Annotated in this window: 17 protein-coding genes; 10 read left to right on the top strand and 7 right to left on the bottom strand. The window is 73.8% G+C overall.

Annotation, left to right across the window (positions count from 1 at the left end):
- The first annotated feature begins 3 nt into the window (after positions 1–3).
- From xseA to ACFU9E_RS02410, 3 genes are all read left to right on the top strand, one after another.
- Positions 4–1,215 (top strand): exodeoxyribonuclease VII large subunit, encoded by a 1,212-nt coding sequence (xseA, locus tag ACFU9E_RS02420; RefSeq protein ID WP_380683839.1) that lies wholly within the window; start codon positions 4–6, stop codon positions 1,213–1,215.
- A gap of 57 nt (positions 1,216–1,272) precedes the next feature.
- Positions 1,273–1,536: an exodeoxyribonuclease VII small subunit gene (locus ACFU9E_RS02415; RefSeq protein ID WP_380683840.1), complete on the top strand. Its 264-nt coding sequence runs from the start codon at positions 1,273–1,275 to the stop codon at positions 1,534–1,536.
- Positions 1,537–1,674: 138 nt separating this feature from the next.
- On the top strand, positions 1,675–2,274 hold the full coding sequence (locus ACFU9E_RS02410) for a malonic semialdehyde reductase (protein WP_380683841.1): 600 nt from the start codon (positions 1,675–1,677) through the stop codon (positions 2,272–2,274).
- Positions 2,275–2,348: 74 nt separating this feature from the next.
- Here the strand turns inward: ACFU9E_RS02410 and ACFU9E_RS02405 are convergent, their stop codons facing one another.
- Complete coding sequence (locus tag ACFU9E_RS02405; RefSeq protein ID WP_380690101.1) at positions 2,349–2,885, bottom strand: DUF4245 domain-containing protein; 537 nt, start codon at positions 2,883–2,885, stop codon at positions 2,349–2,351.
- Between the two features lie 214 nt (positions 2,886–3,099).
- Here ACFU9E_RS02405 and glpX point away from each other — a divergent pair, with 214 nt between their 5' ends.
- On the top strand, positions 3,100–4,140 hold the full coding sequence (gene glpX, locus ACFU9E_RS02400) for a class II fructose-bisphosphatase (RefSeq protein WP_355369950.1): 1,041 nt from the start codon (positions 3,100–3,102) through the stop codon (positions 4,138–4,140).
- Between the two features lie 102 nt (positions 4,141–4,242).
- Here the strand turns inward: glpX and ACFU9E_RS02395 are convergent, their stop codons facing one another.
- Both ACFU9E_RS02395 and ACFU9E_RS02390 read right to left on the bottom strand, forming a co-directional pair.
- A complete protein-coding gene (locus ACFU9E_RS02395; RefSeq protein ID WP_355370030.1) occupies positions 4,243–4,599 on the bottom strand; it encodes a WhiB family transcriptional regulator in 357 nt (118 codons plus the stop codon).
- 362 nt (positions 4,600–4,961) lie between these two features.
- Positions 4,962–5,693, bottom strand: coding sequence for a DUF1707 domain-containing protein (locus ACFU9E_RS02390; protein WP_380688672.1), 732 nt, complete (start codon positions 5,691–5,693; stop codon positions 4,962–4,964).
- Positions 5,694–5,905: 212 nt separating this feature from the next.
- Between ACFU9E_RS02390 and ACFU9E_RS02385 the strand changes: the two genes are divergently transcribed.
- Entirely contained in the window at positions 5,906–7,597 is a 1,692-nt protein-coding gene (locus ACFU9E_RS02385) for a fumarate hydratase (RefSeq protein WP_380688670.1), read from the top strand.
- Between the two features lie 144 nt (positions 7,598–7,741).
- Here the strand turns inward: ACFU9E_RS02385 and ACFU9E_RS02380 are convergent, their stop codons facing one another.
- The gene (locus ACFU9E_RS02380; protein ID WP_380688668.1) at positions 7,742–8,503 is read right to left on the bottom strand and encodes a GntR family transcriptional regulator; all 762 of its coding nucleotides are present in this window, start codon (positions 8,501–8,503) and stop codon (positions 7,742–7,744) included.
- A 218-nt stretch (positions 8,504–8,721) separates the two neighbouring features.
- Between ACFU9E_RS02380 and ACFU9E_RS02375 the strand changes: the two genes are divergently transcribed.
- Positions 8,722–9,006: a hypothetical protein gene (locus ACFU9E_RS02375; protein WP_380714708.1), complete on the top strand. Its 285-nt coding sequence runs from the start codon at positions 8,722–8,724 to the stop codon at positions 9,004–9,006.
- A gap of 351 nt (positions 9,007–9,357) precedes the next feature.
- On the opposite strand, the gene ACFU9E_RS02370 is transcribed toward ACFU9E_RS02375, so the two are convergent.
- Positions 9,358–9,600, bottom strand: a complete 243-nt coding sequence (locus tag ACFU9E_RS02370) for a hypothetical protein (protein ID WP_380687266.1) — start codon at positions 9,598–9,600, stop codon at positions 9,358–9,360.
- Between the two features lie 218 nt (positions 9,601–9,818).
- Here ACFU9E_RS02370 and ACFU9E_RS02365 point away from each other — a divergent pair, with 218 nt between their 5' ends.
- The 3 genes from ACFU9E_RS02365 to ACFU9E_RS02355 all read left to right on the top strand — a co-directional run bounded on the left by ACFU9E_RS02365 (position 9,819) and on the right by ACFU9E_RS02355 (position 16,073).
- On the top strand, positions 9,819–12,797 hold the full coding sequence (locus tag ACFU9E_RS02365) for a BTAD domain-containing putative transcriptional regulator (RefSeq protein ID WP_380687264.1): 2,979 nt from the start codon (positions 9,819–9,821) through the stop codon (positions 12,795–12,797).
- A gap of 688 nt (positions 12,798–13,485) precedes the next feature.
- Entirely contained in the window at positions 13,486–14,181 is a 696-nt protein-coding gene (locus tag ACFU9E_RS02360) for a class I SAM-dependent methyltransferase (RefSeq protein WP_380687268.1), read from the top strand.
- Between the two features lie 80 nt (positions 14,182–14,261).
- Positions 14,262–16,073: a SpoIIE family protein phosphatase gene (locus tag ACFU9E_RS02355; protein ID WP_380687262.1), complete on the top strand. Its 1,812-nt coding sequence runs from the start codon at positions 14,262–14,264 to the stop codon at positions 16,071–16,073.
- 96 nt (positions 16,074–16,169) lie between these two features.
- Here ACFU9E_RS02355 and ACFU9E_RS02350 read toward each other — a convergent pair whose 3' ends face one another.
- Positions 16,170–18,368, bottom strand: a complete 2,199-nt coding sequence (locus tag ACFU9E_RS02350; RefSeq protein WP_380680199.1) for an MMPL family transporter — start codon at positions 18,366–18,368, stop codon at positions 16,170–16,172.
- Positions 18,369–18,519: 151 nt separating this feature from the next.
- On the opposite strand from ACFU9E_RS02350, the gene ACFU9E_RS02345 reads away from it, so the two are divergent.
- Positions 18,520–19,143, top strand: coding sequence for a TetR/AcrR family transcriptional regulator (locus tag ACFU9E_RS02345; protein ID WP_380680196.1), 624 nt, complete (start codon positions 18,520–18,522; stop codon positions 19,141–19,143).
- A 9-nt stretch (positions 19,144–19,152) separates the two neighbouring features.
- On the opposite strand, the gene ACFU9E_RS02340 is transcribed toward ACFU9E_RS02345, so the two are convergent.
- On the bottom strand, positions 19,153–20,106 hold the full coding sequence (locus ACFU9E_RS02340; protein ID WP_380680193.1) for a LysR substrate-binding domain-containing protein: 954 nt from the start codon (positions 20,104–20,106) through the stop codon (positions 19,153–19,155).
- Positions 20,107–20,253 lie beyond the last annotated feature (147 nt).

The following is a 20,253-nucleotide window of genomic DNA, read 5'->3' as shown; positions in this document are numbered from 1 at the left end:
GGCATGGCCAACCCCAGTTCCCCCGAAGCGCCGCTCCCGGTCGGCAAGGTCTCCGCGCTGATCGGGGGCTGGGTCGACCGGCTCGGCGCGGTCTGGGTGGAGGGGCAGATCACCCAGCTCAGCCGGCGGCCGGGGGCGGGCGTGGTGTTCCTGACGCTGCGCGACCCGCAGGCCGACGTCTCGCTGACCGTGACGTGCTTCCGCTCCGTCTTCGACCAGGTCGCGGACGCGGTGCAGGAGGGCTCGCGGGTCATCGTGCACGCCAAGCCGGAGTGGTACGCGGCGCGCGGCCAGCTGTCGCTGCGGGCCGCCGAGATCCGGCTGGTCGGGCTGGGCGAGCTGCTGGCCAGGCTGGAGCAGCTGAAGCGGCGGCTGGCCGGCGAGGGCCTGTTCGCCGCGGACCGCAAGAAGCCGCTGCCGTTCCTGCCGCAGTGCGTCGGGCTGGTCACCGGCCGGGACTCGGCGGCGGAGCGGGACGTCCTGGAGAACGCCCGGCGGCGCTGGCCGGCGGTCCGCTTCGAGATCCGCAACGTGCCGGTGCAGGGCGTCAGCGCGGTCGAGCGGGTGAGCGCGGCCGTCCGGGAGCTGGACGAGCACCCCGAGGTGGACGTGATCGTCGTGGCCCGCGGCGGCGGCAGCGTCGAGGACCTGCTGCCGTTCTCGGACGAGGGCCTGGTGCGGCTGGTCGCGGCCGCCCGGACACCGGTGGTCAGCGCGATCGGCCACGAGCCGGACCAGCCGCTGCTGGACTTCGTCGCCGACCTGCGCGCCTCCACGCCCACCGACGCCGCCAAACGGGTGGTTCCGGACGTCGGCGAGGAGCTGGCCAAGGTCCGCCAGCTGCGCGACCGGGCCCGGCGGCACGTGCTGGCCCGGGTGGAGCGCGAGCAGCACGGGCTGGACGGCGTGCGCAGCCGCCCGGTGCTGGCCGCGCCGCAGCGGATGCTGGACGGGCGCGGCCAGGAGGTGGACGGCCTGCTGGAGCGGGCCCGGCGCACGCTGCGCCACCGGCTGGACCACGCGCAGAGCGACCTCGGGCACACCCTGGCCCGGGTGGTGGCGCTCTCCCCGGCGGCCACCCTGGAGCGCGGCTACGCGGTGCTGCAGCGGGGCGACGGCACGGTGGTGACCGATCCGGCGCAGGCCGCGGCGGGCGAGGCGCTGCACGCCCGGGTGGCGGGCGGCGGCTTCGACGTCACGGTGGCCGGCGGCTGAGCGGGCGGGCCCGCGGGGCGGTTCGCGCTGTCGGTGCGGGCCCCTACGCTGGCTGCCATGGCAGATCAGGAGCAGGACGCGACGGCGTCCCCCGTGCAGACCCCGACCCCGGACGACGCGCTCGGCTACGAGCACGCCCGGGACGCGCTGCTGGAGGTGGTCCGGCAGCTGGAGAACGGCGGCACCTCGCTGGAGGAGTCGCTGGCGCTGTGGGAGCGCGGCGAGCAGCTGGCGAAGGTCTGCCAGCGCTGGCTGGACGGCGCGCGGGCCCGGCTGGACGCCGCGCTGGCCGCCGAGGAGGGAGCTCCGCCGCAGGGGTGACGCGCGGGGGGGGTGAGACAGGTCACAGTGAGTAGGGGAACAGTTGAATGTTCATCTATGTTGGGAGTCAGTGATCGGCCCCGGCCGCTCACCGACAGACGGACCCCACCGTTCCTTCCTCCCCCGAGGTGCACAGACATGACCACCGACGCCCTGGTTCTCGACGCCGCCGCCCAGGACCTGCTGTTCCGCGAGGCCCGCACCGCCAACACCTTCACCAACGAGCCGGTCTCCGACGAGCAGGTCCAGGCCATCTACGAGCTCGTGAAGTTCGGCCCGACGGCGATGAACCAGCAGCCGCTGCGGGTCGTCCTCGTCCGCTCGGCCGAGGCCCGCGAGCGCCTGGTCCAGCACCTCGGCGACGGCAACAAGACCAAGACCGCCTCCGCCCCGCTGACCGCCATCCTCGCCGTGGACAACGAGTTCCACGAGGAGCTGCCGACCGTCTTCCCGCACTTCCCCGGTGCCAAGGACTTCTTCTCCGAGCGCCCGGTCCGCGAGTCCTCGGCCGCGATGAACGGCGCCCTGCAGGCCGGCTACTTCATCATCGGCGTGCGCGCCGCCGGCCTGGCCGCCGGCCCGATGACCGGCTACGACGCCGAGGGCATCAACAAGGAGTTCTTCGCCGACGGCGAGCACTCGGTGCTGGCCGTCGTGAACATCGGCAAGCCGGGCGAGGGCGCCTGGTACCCGCGCTCCCCGCGCCTGGCCTTCGACGAGGTCGTCACCACCGTCTGAGCCCCAGCGCCCCGGAACGCGAAAGGGCCCCGCACACGGCGTACGGCGTGTGCGGGGCCCTTTCGCGTTCCGGGCTACTTCAGCGCCTGCGCCAGCTCGGCCAGCTCCTCGTAGGAGGCGGTGCCGGTCAGCAGGGTCGTCGCCCCGCCGGACCGCACGGTCAGCGCCCGCGCCTTGGGACCCTGCACCTTCTCCCAGGTCTGCCCGGCGACGTCCACGGTGCCGTCCGGCTTGGCGTCGGAGACCGCCGCCTTGAGCATGTCCTCCGGCTTGGCGTCGCTCTGCTCCACGGCCGCGTACTGGCCGGAGGGGGTGACGAAGCCCAGGTGCCAGGCGTTGCCCTTGCCGTTGCTCAGCTCCGCCGGGTTGTACGTCACCGAGGTGGCCCGCCACTGCGCGGGCAGGCCCTCCGGGGCGAGCAGCGGGTACGGGGCGGCCCGCTTGGCGGAGGCCGCGGCCACCTTGTACTCGACCGTGCGGACGCCGTCGCCGTCCGCGTCGTGCGGCAGGAACAGGTACCCCACCCAGACCACGACGCCGACCGCCAGCATCGACAGGATCATGTCCCGCACCGTCTGCCGGCCCCTCATGCCCTTGCTCTCTCCAGCCACCCCCACATGGTGACTCATGCCGACGCGCGCCCGCCCACCCGGGGTGTCCACGTCCGGGTGAAGGCCTCGGAACCTGCCGCTCCCGTCCCCACGGGGGGACCGCGCCACAGACACCCGTCCCGGGGGCAGATACGATCGCAACACCCTCACCACGGCGTTCGACCAGGCAGTAGTCGGGCGCTCACTGGCCGTCGCGTACAGAGAGGTAACGACGATGACCACGCAGTACCCGCACCACCTGCCCAGTGCCCTGGAGGTCGCGCCGGAGGCTCCCGACCGGAACCTCGCGCTCGAACTCGTCCGGGTCACCGAGGCCGCGGCGCTCGCGGCCGGCCGCTGGGTCGGCCGGGGCGACAAGAACGGCGCCGACGGCGCGGCCGTCCGGGCCATGCGCACCCTCGTCTCCACCGTTTCGATGAACGGCATCGTCGTCATCGGCGAGGGCGAGAAGGACGAGGCGCCCATGCTCTACAACGGCGAGCGGGTCGGCGACGGCACCGGCGCCGAGTGCGACGTCGCGGTGGACCCGGTCGACGGCACCACCCTCACCGCCAAGGGCATGAACAACGCGGTCGCCGTCCTGGCGGTCGCCGACCGCGGCACCATGTTCGACCCGAGCGCGGTCTTCTACATGGACAAGCTGGTCGCCGGCCCGGAGGCCGCCGACTTCGTCGACATCACCGCTCCGCCGGCCGTCAACATCCGCCGGGTCGCCAAGGCCAAGGGCATCGCCGTCGAAGACGTCACCGTGGTCGTCCTCGACCGCCCGCGCCACGAGGGCCTGGTCCGGGAGATCCGCGAAGCGGGCGCCCGGATCAAGTACATCTCCGACGGCGACGTCGCCGGCGCCATCATGGCCGCCCGCGAGGGCACCGGCGTGGACCTGCTGATGGGCATCGGCGGCACCCCCGAGGGCATCATCGCGGCCTGCGCGATGAAGTGCATGGGCGGCGTGATCCAGGGCAAGCTGTGGCCCAAGGACGAGGCCGAGCGCCAGAAGGCCCTGGACGCCGGGCACGACCTCGACCGGGTGCTCTCCACCGACGACCTGGTCAGCGGCGAGAACGTGTTCTTCGTCGCCACCGGCATCACCGACGGCGAGCTGCTGCGCGGCGTGCACTACCGCCAGGAGACCGCCACCACCAGCTCGCTGGTGATGCGCTCCAAGAGCGGCACCATCCGGCAGATCGACTCCACCCACAAGCTGTCCAAGCTGCGGGCCTACAGCGCGATCGACTTCGACCGCGCCAACTGACCCGGACCCAGGGGTCCGAAGGCACGACTCGGCCCGCGGTCTCGGCGAAATCCCCCTTCGCCGAGACCGCGGGCGGTCTGCTCGCCCCCGGCCCGCGCCGGGTCAGCCCGCGATCCGGCCGCGCGACGCCGGCACCCTGGCCGCCTCGCGCAGCTCGGCGTCCCGGCGGCGGCGACGCGCCAGCACCACCCGGCGCTCGGCCGCCGTCAGTCCGCCCCAGACCCCGTACGGCTCGGGCTGCGCCAGCGCGTGCTCCCGGCAGTCCAGCAGCACCGGGCACCGGGCACACACCTGCTTCGCCTGCTCCTCGCGCGACAGCCGGGCCGCGGTCGGCTCCTTGGACGGCGCGAAGAACAGGCCCACCTCGTCCCGCCGACAGGCCGCGGCGGTGTGCCACGGATTGTCCTCACCCGCCGGCTGCGGGGCCGGGCGCCGCTCCAGCAGCTGGGCCGCGACCACCGGCGAGGCGGCGGCGGACGGCCGCGCGACCGGAGACGGGGCGGCCGGCGCGGGGACGGCGGACGAGGTGGTGCGGGACTCGATCGGATGCAGCACGGCCGTACTCCTGACGAGGCTCTCGGACACGGGGAAGCTCGCTCCCCTGCCCAGCTGCGGGCCCCCGTTCACACCCCCGGGCCGGCCTCAGGCCGCCTCCGGTACGCAGCCGTACAAGAAGCGATGTGCCAGAGGAACTACCCCACGCCCGAGCGATTCATGCACACTGCACGCAACCGACTACAGCGTGCACTCGGCGCCATGACGAGTGCCCGGCCGGGAGTCGCCTCCCGGGCCGGGCAGCGGGCCGGTCGTCCGTGCGCGGCTCAGTCGGCGCCGAGCTGCTTGCGCACCCACTCCTTGAGCTTCTTGCCCCGGCGCGGCTTGGCCTCGCACCCGCCGAACACCGCGGTGCCCTTCACCCGCACCACCGGCGCGTACGGGTCGGCCGCGGTCTGCTCCTTGACGTCGAAGCCGCCGAAGATGCCGACGCCGCCGCCGTGCAGGCTGACGTTCTCCGGCACCTTGATCTCCACCCCGCCGAAGATCGCCACCACGTCGATCACCACCTCGGGCGACTCGAACACGGCGTCGGTCAGATCGATCTCGACCCCGCCGAAGATCGCCATGGCCCGCAGGTGGGAGCCCACCCGCCAGCGGCCCTTGCGGGACGAGCCGCCGAAGACCGCCAGCATGGTCGGCGCCTCGTTGCGGGCCGGCAGCCGCACCGGGCCCTCCGGCCGCGGGCCGGCCGCCGGCTCCGGGGCGCCCAGCGGCGGCTTCTCGAAGGAGATCTCGCGGTGCACCGGGAGGTCCCGGGTCAGCGGCACGAGCTCGCCCAGGGTCTTGGCCGCGTAGGCCGCCTCGATCCGCTCGGCGTGCTCCTCGACGTCCAGCCGCCCCTCGGCGTAGGCATCGCGCAGCAGCTCCGCGACCCGTTCGCGATCGGCGTCCGAGGCCCGCATCTCGGCCTGCGCCACCGGGGCGTGCGCGGGCGGTGCGGGCGGCGCCGCCGCGGGCTTGGTCATCGGTACGGGCCGCTGCCCCTGATCGTCCATCCGCTGGTCCTGCGGGTCCTTCGACGGCGAGTTGTCCACGAGGGCAAGCCTAGTCACCGGGGCAAGCCCCGGGTGACCCTGGTCACGCAGGCGGACCTTCCCGCGTGCGGGAAATCGCCGGGTCCTACCCTTGAGGGTGCTTTCGCCCCTCCAGGGTGCTTCGCCGACGCAGCCGGAACACCGGCACAACTGGACACCTAAGGACCGCCCCCATGGCTCCCACGCCGGACTTCGAGTACAGCGACCTGCTCCCCCTGGGCGCTGACCCGACCCCCTACCGCAAGCTCACCTCCGAAGGCGTCTCCACCTTCGAGGCCGGCGGACGCACGTTCCTGCAGGTCGAGCCCGAGGCCCTGCGGCTGCTCACCGCCGAGGCGATGCACGACATCTCGCACTACCTGCGCCCGGCCCACCTCGCCCAGCTGCGCCGCATCCTGGACGACCCCGAGGCCAGCCCGAACGACCGCTTCGTCGCGCTGGACCTGCTGAAGAACGTCAACATCTCGGCCGGCGGCATCCTGCCGATGTGCCAGGACACCGGCACCGCCATCGTCATGGGCAAGCGCGGCCAGAACGTGCTCACCGAGGGCGGCGACGAGGCCGCCATCGCGCGCGGCGTCTACGACGCGTACACCAAGCTGAACCTGCGGTACTCCCAGATGGCCCCGGTGACCATGTGGGACGAGAAGAACACCGGCAACAACCTGCCGGCGCAGATCGAGCTGTACGCGACCGACGGCGACGCCTACAAGTTCCTCTTCATGGCCAAGGGCGGCGGCTCGGCCAACAAGTCGTACCTGTACCAGGAGACCAAGGCGATCCTGAACGAGGCCGGCATGCTCTCGTTCCTGGAGCAGAAGATCCGCTCGCTGGGCACCGCGGCCTGTCCGCCGTACCACCTGGCGATCGTGATCGGCGGCACCAGCGCCGAGTTCGCGCTGAAGACCGCCAAGTACGCCTCCGCGCACTACCTGGACAACCTGCCGACCTCCGGCGACGCGAAGACCGGCCACGGCTTCCGCGACCTGGAGCTGGAGGCCAAGGTCACCGAGCTGACCCAGAAGATCGGCATCGGCGCCCAGTTCGGCGGCAAGTACTTCTGCCACGACGTGCGCGTGGTCCGCCTCCCGCGCCACGGCGCCTCGCTGCCGGTCGCGATGGCCGTCTCCTGCTCGGCCGACCGCCAGGCGCTCGGCAAGATCACCGCCGAGGGCGTCTTCCTGGAGCAGCTGGAGACCGACCCGGCGAAGTACCTGCCGGACACCACCGACGAGGCCCTGCTGGTCAGCGGCTCCGCCGGGAGCGACGACGGCGTGGTGCGCATCGACCTCGACCAGCCGATGTCCGCGATCCGCGCCGAGCTCTCCAAGTACCCGGTGAAGACCCGCCTCTCGCTCACCGGCACCCTGGTCGTCGCCCGCGACATCGCGCACGCCAAGATCAAGGAGCGCCTGGACGCCGGCGAGGGCATGCCCAAGTACCTCCAGGACCACCCGGTCTACTACGCCGGCCCGGCCAAGACCCCCGAGGGCTTCGCCTCCGGCTCCTTCGGCCCCACCACGGCCGGCCGGATGGACTCCTACGTCGACCAGTTCCAGGCCGCCGGCGGCTCGATGGTCATGCTGGCCAAGGGCAACCGCTCCAAGCAGGTCACCGACGCCTGCGCCCAGCACGGCGGCTTCTACCTCGGCTCCATCGGCGGCCCGGCCGCCCGCCTCGCCCAGGACTGCATCAAGAAGGTCGAGGTCCTGGAGTACGCCGAGCTCGGCATGGAGGCCGTCTGGCGCATCGAGGTCGAGGACTTCCCGGCCTTCATCGTCGTCGACGACAAGGGCAACGACTTCTTCCGCGAGACCACCGAGGGCCCGCTGATCACCAGCCTGCGCGTCCGCTCCAAGGAGTAGTCCGCCCCGCCCCATCCCGGCACCACCCCCGCCCCGGCCGCACCACCGCGCCCGGGGCGGGCCCGTTCGGCGGGGTGGGTGAAGGTCCTCGGGGCCCCGCCACCACGACGGGTGACGCGGGCGGCCGGTCAGGCGCTCAGGCGCTCAGGCGTCGAAGTCGTACTCAAGGACGTAGGAGGCGGCGTCGAGGGTCATCTCGTTCAGCTCGACGACCTGGCCCTCGTCGGCGAAGGCGGTGCGGCAGATGAGGATGACGGGGGTGCCGGCGGAGAGTTCGAGGCGGGTGGCCTCCTCGGCGCTCGGCATCCGGGAGCGGACCTCCTCGCGGAAGTGCACCGGCTTGGCGCCGATCTCGGCGAGGCGGGCGTAGGTGCCGCCGGGGCCGGTGTCCTCGCGGGTGATCGCGGTGCCCGCGACCAGGCCCGCCGGGAGGTAGGAGGTCGACAGCAGGACCGGCTTGCCGTCCAGCACGAAGCGCCGGTGGCGCACGCACATCGGCGCGCCCGGGTCGACTCCGAGCACCCGGGCCACGTGCTCCGGCGCGCCCTGCTCGGTGACCGTGACCTGGTCGACGACCAGGCTGCGGCGGTCGATGTCGGCCGACCATATCGAGCGGCCCGAGCCCCACTGTCCCTGGGCGAGCCGCTGGATCCCGCGCCGGCGCAGCGGCCGGAAGTCGCGGACGAAGACGCCCGCCCCGCGGCGGGCCTCGGCGATGCCCTCGCTCTGCAGCACCCCGAGCGCCTGGCGGGCGGTCATCCGGGCCACGCCGTAGGTGTCCATCAGGTCGTTCTCGCCGGGGAGCCGGTCGCCCGGGCGGTACTCGCCGGCGTCGATGGCCGCCTTCAGCGTGTCGGCGATCCGTTGGTACTTGGGCTGCTTCTCGCCGTTGCTGCTGCCGACCATCGCCGTCTCCCTCGTCCCTCGCCGGAAATCGTAGGCGCGCCTTCGGTCTGCGGTAAGCCGATAGGACCGGTTCGACCGTTGACATCTCTAGAGATATTAGCTTCTCTAGAGATGCTGGGTAGTCGCCGAGCAGAGCCGAACCAAGCCAAGCCACGACAGCGACCAGGGCCGGCCACCACCGTCGCCGCGCCCGCACCGGAGCAGCAAGGAGCAGCGCGGTGAGCATCCGAAAGCGCGCCGCCGCGGCCTACCGGCCGCGCGTGGGGGAACCGGTCCTCGACACCAGGACCGGGCGTACCGGCATCTACATGGACACCATCGGTGGGGAGCACTACCTCCGCCCGCCCGAGGGCGGCTGCGAGTGGACCGCCCGCCCCGAGCACGTCACCCCCGCGGCCCCGGCCGGCGGCGGGGCGGCCCGCGAGAGCGCCGCCGCGGCCGAGCCGGCCGGACGGACCGGGCCCGCCCGGCGGGCCGGGCCCTCGGCCGCCCACGCGGCCTAATGCCCGCCCCGGCGGGCAAGCGCACCGGCGAGTTCCGGCCACCGGACGCGGACCGGGCCGCTTTCCCGGCGGCCCGTCGACCATCATCGGCGCACGATCAGAATTCCCGAATACCCGTATTTCCCACCTAATCCCCCGCCCCCCACGACGTGCGCCCCGCACCACCGGGACGGCGGAGTGCGGGGCACACGGGTGCTGGATGGGCTACGGGTGACCGGTGATCACACCAGCGGATGCGCCGGTGGCCGTCACGAGGTAGCCGGTGGTCACCACGATCGTCGAGACGGCGACGACCGCGAGACGACGGAGCCTGGTCAAGCGTTCCCCCCTGGAACCGCTGGTACGACGTGCTTACGGGTGGCTGGAGATGACGCCCTGCGGCTCGCGCTCGGTGGCCGCCCCGCCGTCGGCCGGAACCTCGGTCTCCACCACGTACTGGGCCTCGTCGCCGAAGAAGTCGTCCTCCAGGTCGGCCTTCCGGTCGGCGGAGGGCTCGGCGTAGCCGGCCGCGTCGGAGGTCGCGGCGACCGCGCCCTCGACGGCCTCGTCGGCCTGCGCGCTCACCGCGGGGGACTCACTCTGGTCGTTGGCCATGCGTGGGCCGCCTTTCGGTCATCAAACAGTGTTCCGCCCCACCGGATTGGCGGGGGCGCGGGCTCAGTATCGTAGGCTTGATTAAATGTCCGATAAACAACGTGCGGCTGACCGTGCCGTCCGGCAGAGTCGGGCCCCCGCCTAAGCTGATGCCACCACAAGGGCGGAACCGCCGAGCGCCCTACCGGGAAATCGACACCAGGCCATCGGGGGACCACATGGAGTTGCGGGAGACGCCGCCCGCACCGGCGCTGCGCTTCCAGGTACTCGGTCCGGTCCAGGCCTGGCTCGACGACAGGCAGCTCGCCCTCGGTTCGCCGCAGCAGCAGGCCGTACTGACCATGCTCCTGCTGCACGCCGGGCGCCCGGTCACCACGCAGGACCTCGTCGACGGACTCTGGGGCGAGCGCCCGCCCGCCCAGGCGGTGGCGGCGCTGCGCACCTACGTCTCCCGGCTGCGCACGGTCATCGAACCGCGCCGCGAGGTGCGGCGGCCCGCCGAGTTCCTGGTCTCGGTCGCCGACGGCTACGCCCTGCACATCCCGGGCGGGGCCCTGGACATGACGGTCTTCGAGCAGCTCGCAGCCGAGGCCGCGACCGCCCGCAACACCGGTGACCTGGACAGCGCCCACCGGCTGCTGCTCCGTTCGCTCGCGCTGTTCGCCGGCCGCCCGCTCACCGGCGTCCCCGGCCCGTACGCGGACGCCCAGCGGCTGCGGCTGGCCGAGCGGCAGGTCGCGGTCGCCGAGGAGCGGTGCGCGCTCGCCCTCGACATCGGCCTGCACGCCGACGTGGTGGGCGAGTTGAACTCGCTCACCGCCGAGCACCCGCTGCGCGAGCGGCTGCGCGAACTGCTGATGCTCGCGCTGTACCGCTGCGGCCGGCAGGCGGAGGCGCTGGGCGTCTACACCGACACCCGCAAGCTGCTGATCGACGAGCTGGGCGTCGAACCGGGCGCCGGGCTCTCCACCATGCACTCCCGGATCCTCGCCGCCGACCCGGCGCTGACCCTGCCCACCGCGCCCGCACCGCCCGCCGTCGCCCGCGAGGAGGAGCCGGCCGCCCCGCCCGCTCCGGCCCAACTGCCCGCCGATGTCTCGGACTTCAGCGGCCGCACGGAGATGGTCGCCGACCTCTCGGCCGTGCTGATGAACGCCACCGGCCAGGCCGTGGTCGTCACCTCGCTGGCCGGCATCGGCGGCGTCGGCAAGACCACGCTCGCCGTGCACGTCGCCCACCGGGTGCGCGCGGAGTTCCCGGACGGCCAGCTCTACGTGGACCTGCGCGGCGCCGGCGCCTCGCCCGCCGACCCGGCGGTAGTGCTCGGTGACTTCCTGCACGCCCTGGGCGTCACCGACAACCCGGACTCGCTGGAGCAGCGCGCCGCGCTCTACCGCTCGCTGCTCGCCAGCCGGCGGATGCTGATCCTGCTCGACAACGCCCAGGACGCCGAGCAGATCCGGCCGCTGATCCCCGGGGTCTCCAGCTGTGCGGTGCTCGCCACCAGCCGCTCCCGGCTGGCCGGCATCCCCGGCGCGCACCTGGTGGACGTCGAGGAGCTGACCGAGGAGGAGGCGCTGGCGCTGTTCTCCGCGATCGTCGGCGAGCAGCGCGTCGCCGCCGAACCGGAGGCGGCCATGGCGGTGGTGACCGCCTGCGGCTTCCTGCCGCTCGCCGTCCGGATCGCCGCGGCCCGGCTCGCCAGCCGTCCGCGCTGGAGCGTCTCGGACCTCGCCCGCCGCTTAGCCGATCAGCGCCGGCGCCTGGACGAGCTCCAGCTCGGCAACCTCGCCGTGGAAACCACCATCGGGCTCGGCTACGGACAGCTCTCCCCCGCCGAGGCCCGGGCCTTCCGCCTGCTCTCGGTGGTGGACTCGCCGGACCTGCCGCTGTCGGCGGTGTCGGCCCTGCTCGGCGTGGACGAGACCGAGGCCGAGGACCTCGCCGAGGGGCTCGTCGAGGCCAACATGCTGGAGACCTTCTCCGCGGGCCGCTACCGCTACCACGACCTGCTCCGGCTCTACGCGCAGCGGCAGAACGAGCGGGTGGGGGACGTCGAGGAGCAGCAGGCCGCCGTGCTGCGGCTGCTCGACCTGCTGCTGGCGACGGTCCGCAACGCCGCGCAGGCCATCGAGCCCGACGACCAGCTGCCGGAGCCGCTCAACGTGCCCGGCTCGACCGGCATCGCACTGATCACCAACGCGTTCGCCCGGGAGTGGCTCCGGACCGAGACCGCGCTGCTGCTCAGCTCGGTCGAGGCCGCGGTCCAGGGCCCGGGCCCGCTGCTGCGACCCGCCGTCGACCTGCTGATCATCCTCGGCAGTCTGGTGGAGGACCCGACCCACGGGGCCCGCGTGCGCCGCATGCTGGAAGCGGCGGAGCAGAACGCCGGACGGTACGGGGACTCGGCGGCGCTCGCCCGGATCCACTTCGCCTTCGGGACGCTGCGGTCGATCACCAACGACTTCCAGGGCGCCGAGCACTCGCTCCGCACGAGCCTCGGCCTGCAGGACGCGAACGACATGACCGTTCTGCGGAGCATGGCGGCCAACGACCTCGGCATCGTCCTCAGCCTCGCGAACCGGCCCGCCGAGGCGCTGCCGTTCTTCGAGCAGGCCCTCGCCATCAGCCGCGTGGTGGGCGCGCCGATCGGCGAGGCACGTCTGCTCGGCAACATGGCCCGGGCCCAACTCGGCCTGGGCATGGTCGAGACGGCCGTCCGCTCGGTCACCGAGGCGGTCGCCACCGCGCGCGCCTCCAAGAACGGCCCCTGCCTGGCCGACACCCTGTACCAGCTCGGCGTCGTCCTCTCCTCCGCCGACGACCCCGCGACCGCCGCCGAGCACCTGCGCGAGTCCCACCGGCTCTACCGGTCGCAGCAGAACCGGCTGCGCGAGGGCTACACCCTGGCCCGGCTCTCCTCCGCGCTGCTCGTCGCCGGCCAGCAGGCCGAGGCCGCCGAGGCCGCCGAGGAGTCGCTGGCGATCGGGCTGGAGATGGACTCCGCCTACTGCCAGGGCCTGGCCGACGCCGCGCTGGGCGAGGCTCTGCTCGCCCTCGCCCAGCCCGCGCGCGGCCTGGCGTGTCTGCGCGAGGCACACGCCATCTTCATCCGGCTCGGTGTGCCCGAGGCCTCCCCCGTGGCGAACCTCATCTCCCAGCAGCACACCGAGCCCCTCTCTCCCCCCGCGCCGTGAGGCCTCCGCTCCCCCGTGTCCCCCGTGGAGGCCTTCCCCCGTGAGCGTCCGGCGCTCCCGCAGCCCCCCGGCTGCGGGAACGCCTTCAACGCTTCCCCGGCGCTGGACACCACTGTGCACCGGCCCGATTGACGTTCGATAAACGCCCGATAGTCGGCCCCCGGGACGGGTGGAACCGCAGGTCGGGGCGGTTCCGACGGCCCGCCGCACGGCGTGCGGGGACCGGCCGCACCACCCCGGCCCGCGCCCCGTGCTTCCGGACGGGGGTGCGGCACCGGCCAACCGCCACGAGTTGGCCGGAAACGGACCCCATGGCGGAGTGATCACGCATATTCTCGGAGGCCAGTACACACACGAGTGCACTTCTCCGGTGGAGCAATCCGGAAAAGGCAGCGCGGCGGCGCTCCCGCAGTGCAGAGTGTCTCTGTGCAAAGAGTCTGTGCAAAGTGTCAGCGTGCAGTCAGCGTGGCAATGCAGTCATTGTGACGCGGGGAGCGTGACGTACCGCCACCGGCAGCGGGCCGGCGGGGCAGCGCGGGCGCCGGGAGGAGACGGCGGTCCGGCCTCGCGCCTCGTCCGGCCGACCGGAGGCCCGGCCGAAAGGTGCCTCTCAATCGTGACGACCGGACAGATATCGGATCCGTTCCCCGTCGACGAGGACGCGGGTGGCGACGACGGGTCCGACGTCCTGCGCCGCCGGGCCGAACGCGCCCTCCAGGCGGTCGCCTTCGACACCATCGGCACCGGCTACGCCGAGGCGTTCCCCTCGAAGGACGGCCAGCTGGCCTGCGGGCGCCGACTGCTGGCCGGACTGGAGCCGGGCGCCACCGTGCTGGACGTCGGCTGCGGCAACGGCGAGCCGACCGTCCGCCAGCTGACCGAGGCCGGGATGCGGGTCACCGGGGTGGACCTCTCCGACGTCATGCTGACCCTGGCCCGGCAGGCCCGTCACCCCGGGCCGTACCCGCCAGCCCTGCACCGCATCGACATGTACGACCTCGCCACCGAGCGCGCCGCCTCCGCCTGGAACCTGCCGCGGCTCGGCCCCGCCGGGCGGGGCAGCTTCGACGCGGTCACCGCCTTCTTCTCGCTGATCCTGCTCCCCCAGGACGAGATCCCCACCGTGCTGGGCCGGTTGCACACCCTGCTGCGGCCCGGCGGGCTGCTGGCGCTCGGTATGGTCGAGGCGGACCTCGACCACGCTCCCCTGCCGTTCCTCGGCCGGGAGCTGCGGATCAGCGGGTACCTGCGGGAGGATCTCGAACGGGTCCTGCTGGCCGCCGGGTTCGTGGTCGAGGAGCGGGAGGGCCGCCCGTACGTGCCCGCCAGCACCTCGCTGCCGCCGGAGGAGCAGCTCTTCCTCCACTGCCGGCGGACCGGCTGACGGGCCGGACCGCAGGCCCAGGCAGTCCCCGGCAGTCCCCCGACAGACCACAGACCGTACCGATCCCAGGACAGGCACCCGTGCGCGACCAGCTCAAACCCGAGGCCGGACAGCCGCCTGCCCTGCCGACCCCGCGCCGCCCGTCCTCGCCCCCGGAGCAGGTCCCCGAACGCCTGGCCTACCTCGACTCCGCGACCCGGCGGATCAACAGCGCGCTCGACCTGGCCGCCACCCTGCGCAACGCCGGCCGGGTGCTCGTCCCCGCCCTCGCCGACGCCGCCGTCGTCCACCTGCGCGACCCGCTGCCCAACGTCGAACGCGAGCCCGGCTTCCCCGAGCAGCTGCGGATCCACCACAGCCAGGGCACCCGGCTGGGCCGGCGCGGACGCCCGGCCGGCGACGACCGGCGCGACCGCTACGGCAGCCGGTACGGCGCCCGCTCCACCGCCGACCCCGGCCCCGCCACCCCGGTCACCCGCGGCGGCGCGCTCGCCCACACCCTGCTCAGCCGCCGCCCCGCCGAACCGGTGGTGCTCGGCGCCGCCGAGGACAGCGGCAGCGCCCGCACCACCGAGCTGCTGCGCGAGCTGTACGGTGCCCGCGGCCTGGCCCGGCTCAGCCCCGGGACCTCGGTGCTCGCCCTGCCGCTGCGCGGGCGCAAGGCCGTGCTCGGACTGCTGGTGCTGATCCGGCGCCCGTCCGCCAAGAGCGGCCGGCCCGGCTTCGACGCCACCGACACCGCCACCGCCGCCCACCTCGCCACCCAGGCCGGGCTGGCCGTCGACACCGCGCTGCGCTACGCCCGCGAGTGGGAGATAGCCAACGAGCTCCAGCGCAGCATGCTGCCGCTGCGCCTGCCCCAGCCGCACGGCGTCCGACTCGCCCAGCGCTACCTGCCCGGCGAGCGCGGCGCCCAGGTCGGCGGCGACTGGTACGACGCCGTGCCGCTGCCCGGCAACCGGGTGGCACTGATCGTCGGCGATGTGATGGGCCACTCGCTGACCTCGGCGGCCATCATGGGCCAGCTGCGCACCAGCGCGCAGACCCTGGCCGCGCTCGACCTGCCGCCGCACGAGGTGCTCTACCACCTGGACGAGCAGGCCCAGCGGCTCGGCCGCGAACAGCACCTGGCGACCTGCGTCTACGCCGTCTACGACCCGATCGCCAACCGGGTGGTGCTCGCCAACGCCGGGCACGTGCCGCCGGTGCTCGTCCGGCCGGACGGCGCGGCCGAGCTGCTCGACCTGGAGGCCGGCGCGCCGATCGGCGTCGGCGGAGTGGACTTCTCCTCCGTCGAACTGCCCGCCCCGCCCGGTTCGGCCCTGTTGCTGTTCACCGACGGCCTGGTGGAGACCCGCAACCGGCCGCTCAGCGACGGCCTCGAACTGCTCCGCGCCCGGCTCGCCGGCGCCCAGCGGCACGCGCCCGAGCACCTCTGCCAGGAGGCGCTGCGGATCCTGCCGCCCGGCGACCGGGGCGACGACATCGCGCTGCTGGCCGCCTGCTTCGACGGCATCCCGGCCGGGGACGTCGCGCACTGGTACCTCCAGCCGCGCAACGAGACCCCCGGGCGGGCGCGCCGGCTGGCCGCGCACACCCTGCGCCGCTGGGGGCTGGAGGAGCTGTCCGAGGCGACCGAACTGATGGTCAGCGAGCTGGTCACCAACGCCGTCCAGCACGCCACCCGCCCGGTGACCCTGAGCCTGGTCCGCACCACCCGGCTGCGCTGCGAGGTCGGCGACGACAGTCCGCTGCTGCCCCGGCCCCGCCGGACCGGGCCGGAGGACGAGCGCGGGCGGGGCCTGCAGATAGTGGCCCGGTGCGCCGAGCGCTGGGGCGCGACCCGGCTGGGCACCGGCAAGGTGGTCTGGTTCGAGCAGCGCCTGCCATGACGCCCCCGCTATGACACGCACGCCGTGACGCGCCCGCCGTGACGCGCGAAGGGGCCGCCCCGGCGCGGTTCGCCGGGGCGGCCCCTCGCGATCGGGTCAGACCCGCGCGGGCTCCTTCGCGTCCCGGGCGGCGTCGCCCCCGGTGGACTCCAGCCGGGCCATCAGCTGCTCGCCCTCCATGTCCACCCGCGGCACCACCCGGTCCAGGCTCCTCGGGAACCACCAGGCGGCCCGGCCGAACAGCGTCATCGCGGCCGGCACCAGGGCCATCCGCACCACGAAGGCGTCCACCAGCACGCCCACCGCGAGCGCGAAGCCGATCGGCTGGACGATCGGGTCGTGGCCGAAGACGAACGAGCCGAAGACCGCGATCATGATCAGGGCGGCCGCGGTGACCACCCGGGCGCCGTTCTTCACCCCGGCCACCACCGCCTCGCGCGGAGCCGCGCCGTGCACGTACTGCTCCTTCATCCCGGAGACCAGGAACAGCTCGTAGTCCATCGCCAGCCCGAACAGCACGCCGATCAGCAGGATCGGCACGAAGCTGACCACCGGGCCGACCTTCGGCACGTCGATCAGACCGTCCAGCCAGCCCCACTGGTAGACCGCGACGACGGCGCCGAGCGAGGCCGTGATGGAGAGCAGGAAGCCCGCGACCGCCTTCAGCGGCACCAGGATCGAGCGGAAGGCCAGCGCCAGCAGCACCAGGGCGATGCCCGCGATCACCGCGACGAACGGCGGCAGCGCGTCGGAGAGCTTGGCGGAGACGTCGATGTTGGCGGCGGTGGTGCCGGTGACGTCGATCCGCGCGCCGGTCCCGTCCTGGATCGCGTCCCGCTGGTCGCGGATGTCGGTGACCAGCTGCCGGGTGTCGGCGTGGTCCGGGCCGGTCTTCGGGATCACCGGGACGAGCGCGGTGCGGCTCGGCTGGTCCAGCTGCGGCGGGAGCAGCGTCTGCACGCCGGGCAGGGCGGCGAGCCGGCCCGCCACGCCCTGCACCGCCTGCTCCGGCTGCGCGGCGTCCGCGGCGTCGACCACGACCACCAGCGGGGCGTTGAAGCCGGGGCCGAAGCTGCGGTCGACCAGGTCGTACGCGGTGCGGGCGTCGGTGCCCTTGGCCTGCGAGCCGCCGCCGGGCAGGCCGAGGGTCAGGCTCGCGGCGGGCACGGCGAGCGCGACCAGCGTGGCCAGGCCGGCCAGCAGGACGGTGAGCGGACGGCGCACCACGAAGCCCGCCCAGCGCTCGCCCAGCGTCGTGCGCCCGCCGGTCCGCAGCGCGCCCCGCCAGACCGGCAGCCGGTCGATGCCGCGGCCGACGAAGCCGAGCAGGGCGGGCAGCAGGGTGATCGCGACGAGCACCGCGACGACGACCGCGCCGGAGGCGGCCAGGCCCATCACGGTCAGGAAGGGCACCCCGGCGACGGCCAGGCCGGCCAGGGCGACCACGACGGTGAGCCCGGCGAAGACCACGGCACTGCCGGCGGTCGCGTTGGCGCGGGCGGCGGCCTCCTCCGGCTCCAGCCCCTCGGCGAGGTGGCGGCGATGCCGGGAGAGGATGAACAGGGCGTAGTCGATGCCGACCGCGAGGCCCACCATCAGCGCCAGCACCGGCGCGGTGGAGATGATCTCGAACGAGCCCGCCACCGTGAGCACGCCGGCCATCGCGACGCCGACGCCGATCAGGGCGGTGGCCAACGGGAGCCCGGCCGCGACCAGCGAGCCCAGGGTGATCACCAGGACCAGCCCGGCCACCACCAGTCCGATCGCCTCGCCGCCGTCCACCTGGGCCATCTGGTTGTAGGCGTCGCCGCCGAAGGCGACCGTGACCCCGGCCGCGCGGGCCGGGTCCGCCGCCGCCCGGACGGCGTCGCGCTGCTGGTCGGTGATGTCGCCGAGCTTGCCGTCGAAGGAGACCAGGCCCAGCGCCACCTTGCCGTCCGGGGACAGCGCGCCGGTGGCGTACGGGTCGGGGACGCCCGCGACGCCCGGGACGGCGGCGATCCGGGTGACCGCCTCGCCCACCGCCCTGGCGGTCTCGGGGGCGGCGATGCCGCCGGGCGCCTCGGTGGCGAAGACCACCTGGGCGGAGCCGTGGCCCTGCTCGGGGAAGGTGCCCTTGATCCGGTCCAGGGTCGTCTGGGCCTCGGTGCCGGGGACCTTGAACTCCTCGGAGGTCGCGCCGCCGAAGGCCGCCGCCGCGCCGCCGACGGCGATCAGCAGGGCCAGCCAGACGGCGAGCACGGTACGCCTGCGGCGGAAGCAGCGGCGGCCCAGGCGGTACAGGTAGGTGGCCATGCGTCACCTTCGGGTCGGGTCGTTCCGGGCTCGTCGCCCAGTCGTCCGCACCACCGTACGCGCAACTTAGTCACGTGACAAAGTCAATCGACGAGAGCGTGTGACGAAATCGATCGATCCAGTTGTGCGAACATGGCGATACCCTGGCCCAATGGCTCATGTCCCGGCCGCCGAACGGCGCCCCCAACTCATCCAGGCCGCCATCGACCTGATGGCCCGCGAGGGCGTGGCCGCCGGCAGCACCCGCGCCATCGCGGCCGAGCTGGGCGTGGCGCAGGCGACGGTGCACTACACCTTCGGCACCAAGAAGGACCTCTACCGGGCCGTCGTCGAGCAGCTGACCGCCGACTTCATCGGCCAGGTGCGGGCGTCCGCGCCGGACGAGGGCCCGTTCGGCGAGCAGGTCCGCACGATGGTCTACGCCCTGTGGGACAGCGCCGTCGGCGAGCGTGGCAGGTGCGCCCTGATCACCGAGTTCTCCGCGATGGCGCTGCGCGACCTGGACCTGCAGGAGATCATGCGGGCGGTCCAGCACGAGATCGAGGCCACCGCCGCCGAGCTCCTCACCGGGCTCGCCGCCGCCCACGAACAGCCGCTGACGCTGCCCGCGCAGGAGATCGCGGTGTACTTCCTGGCCGGCTTCAACGGGCTGACCGACCGCTACCTGGTCCTCAAGGCCGCCGGCGAGGACCCCGAGGAGGAGTCCCGCCGGGCGCTCGACCTGCTGGTCGCCACCACGGTCGGCCTCTGCCTCGGCGCCCCCGCCGGGGTCTGAGGACGCGCCCTACGGCTCGACGATCCGGACCGGCAGCTCGGCCAGCACCTCGCGCAGCGTGGCGGCGAAGCGGTCGTACTCGGCGCTGCGGGCCGAGCCCGGCCGGGTGGCGAGGCCGATCCGACGGCCCGGCGCGGGCGCGGCGAAGCGGACGGCGGCCAGCCGGTCGGCGCGGCCCGCCTCCACGTCCAGCGCCGTGGCGGGCAGCAGGGTCACCCCCAGGCCGCCGGCCACCAGCTGCACCAGGGTCGACAGGCCGGCCGCCCGGGTGGTGGAGCCGGCCGGGTCGGCGCCGACCTCGCGGCAGATGTCGAGGGCCTGGTCGCGCAGGCAGTGGCCCTCCTCCAGCAGCAGCACGTCCAGGTCGAGCAGCACGTCGCGCGGCACGTCGGCCCGGCCGGCCAGCTCGTGGTCGGGCGGGGTGACCAGGACGAAGTCCTCGTCGAACAGCGGGATGTCCCGGGTCGGCGTGCTCCCACCGGCCGGCAGCGCCAGCAGCAGCACGTCCAGCCGCCCGGCGGCCAGCCCCTCCAGCAGCGAGGGCGTCCGCTCCTCGTGGACGTGCAGCTCCAGCTCCGGGTAGCGGTCGCGGACCAGCCGCAGCACGGTCGGCAGCAGATAGGGCGCGACGGTCGGGATCACGCCCAGGTGCAGCGGTCCGGTGAACGGGCGGCGGGCGGCCTCCACCTCCTCGGTGAGGGCCTGCAGGGAGGCGAGCACCCGGCGCGAGTGCTCCAGTACGCGCTCCCCCAGTGGAGTGATCATCACCCGGCGCGTCGTACGCTCGACGAGCTGCGCGCCCAGCGACTCCTCCAGCGCCGCGACCGCCCCGGAGAGCGCCGGCTGGCTCGTCCCGGTGGCCGCGGCGGCCTCCCGGAAGTGCCGGTGCTCGGCCACCGCCACGAAGGCCCTGAGCTGGGCGACCGTGGGCGTCCGGGGGCTGCGCGAGGTGGCGTTCGCCACAGTCGCCTCGGGTTTGCGGGCGGGAGCCCTGCGACGGGCGGGGCGGGAGGGGGGCGTGGGACTGTTGATAACTCTCTCCGATCAGACACATCGAGTGTAGCTATTTCCCTGATCAGTCCACGATGTGGAATGGTGGAACCCGTTCCG

The organism is Kitasatospora sp. NPDC057595 (assembly GCF_042800875.1).
GTDB lineage: Bacteria > Actinomycetota > Actinomycetes > Streptomycetales > Streptomycetaceae > Kitasatospora.
This window is presented reverse-complemented; position numbering and strand designations above follow the sequence as displayed.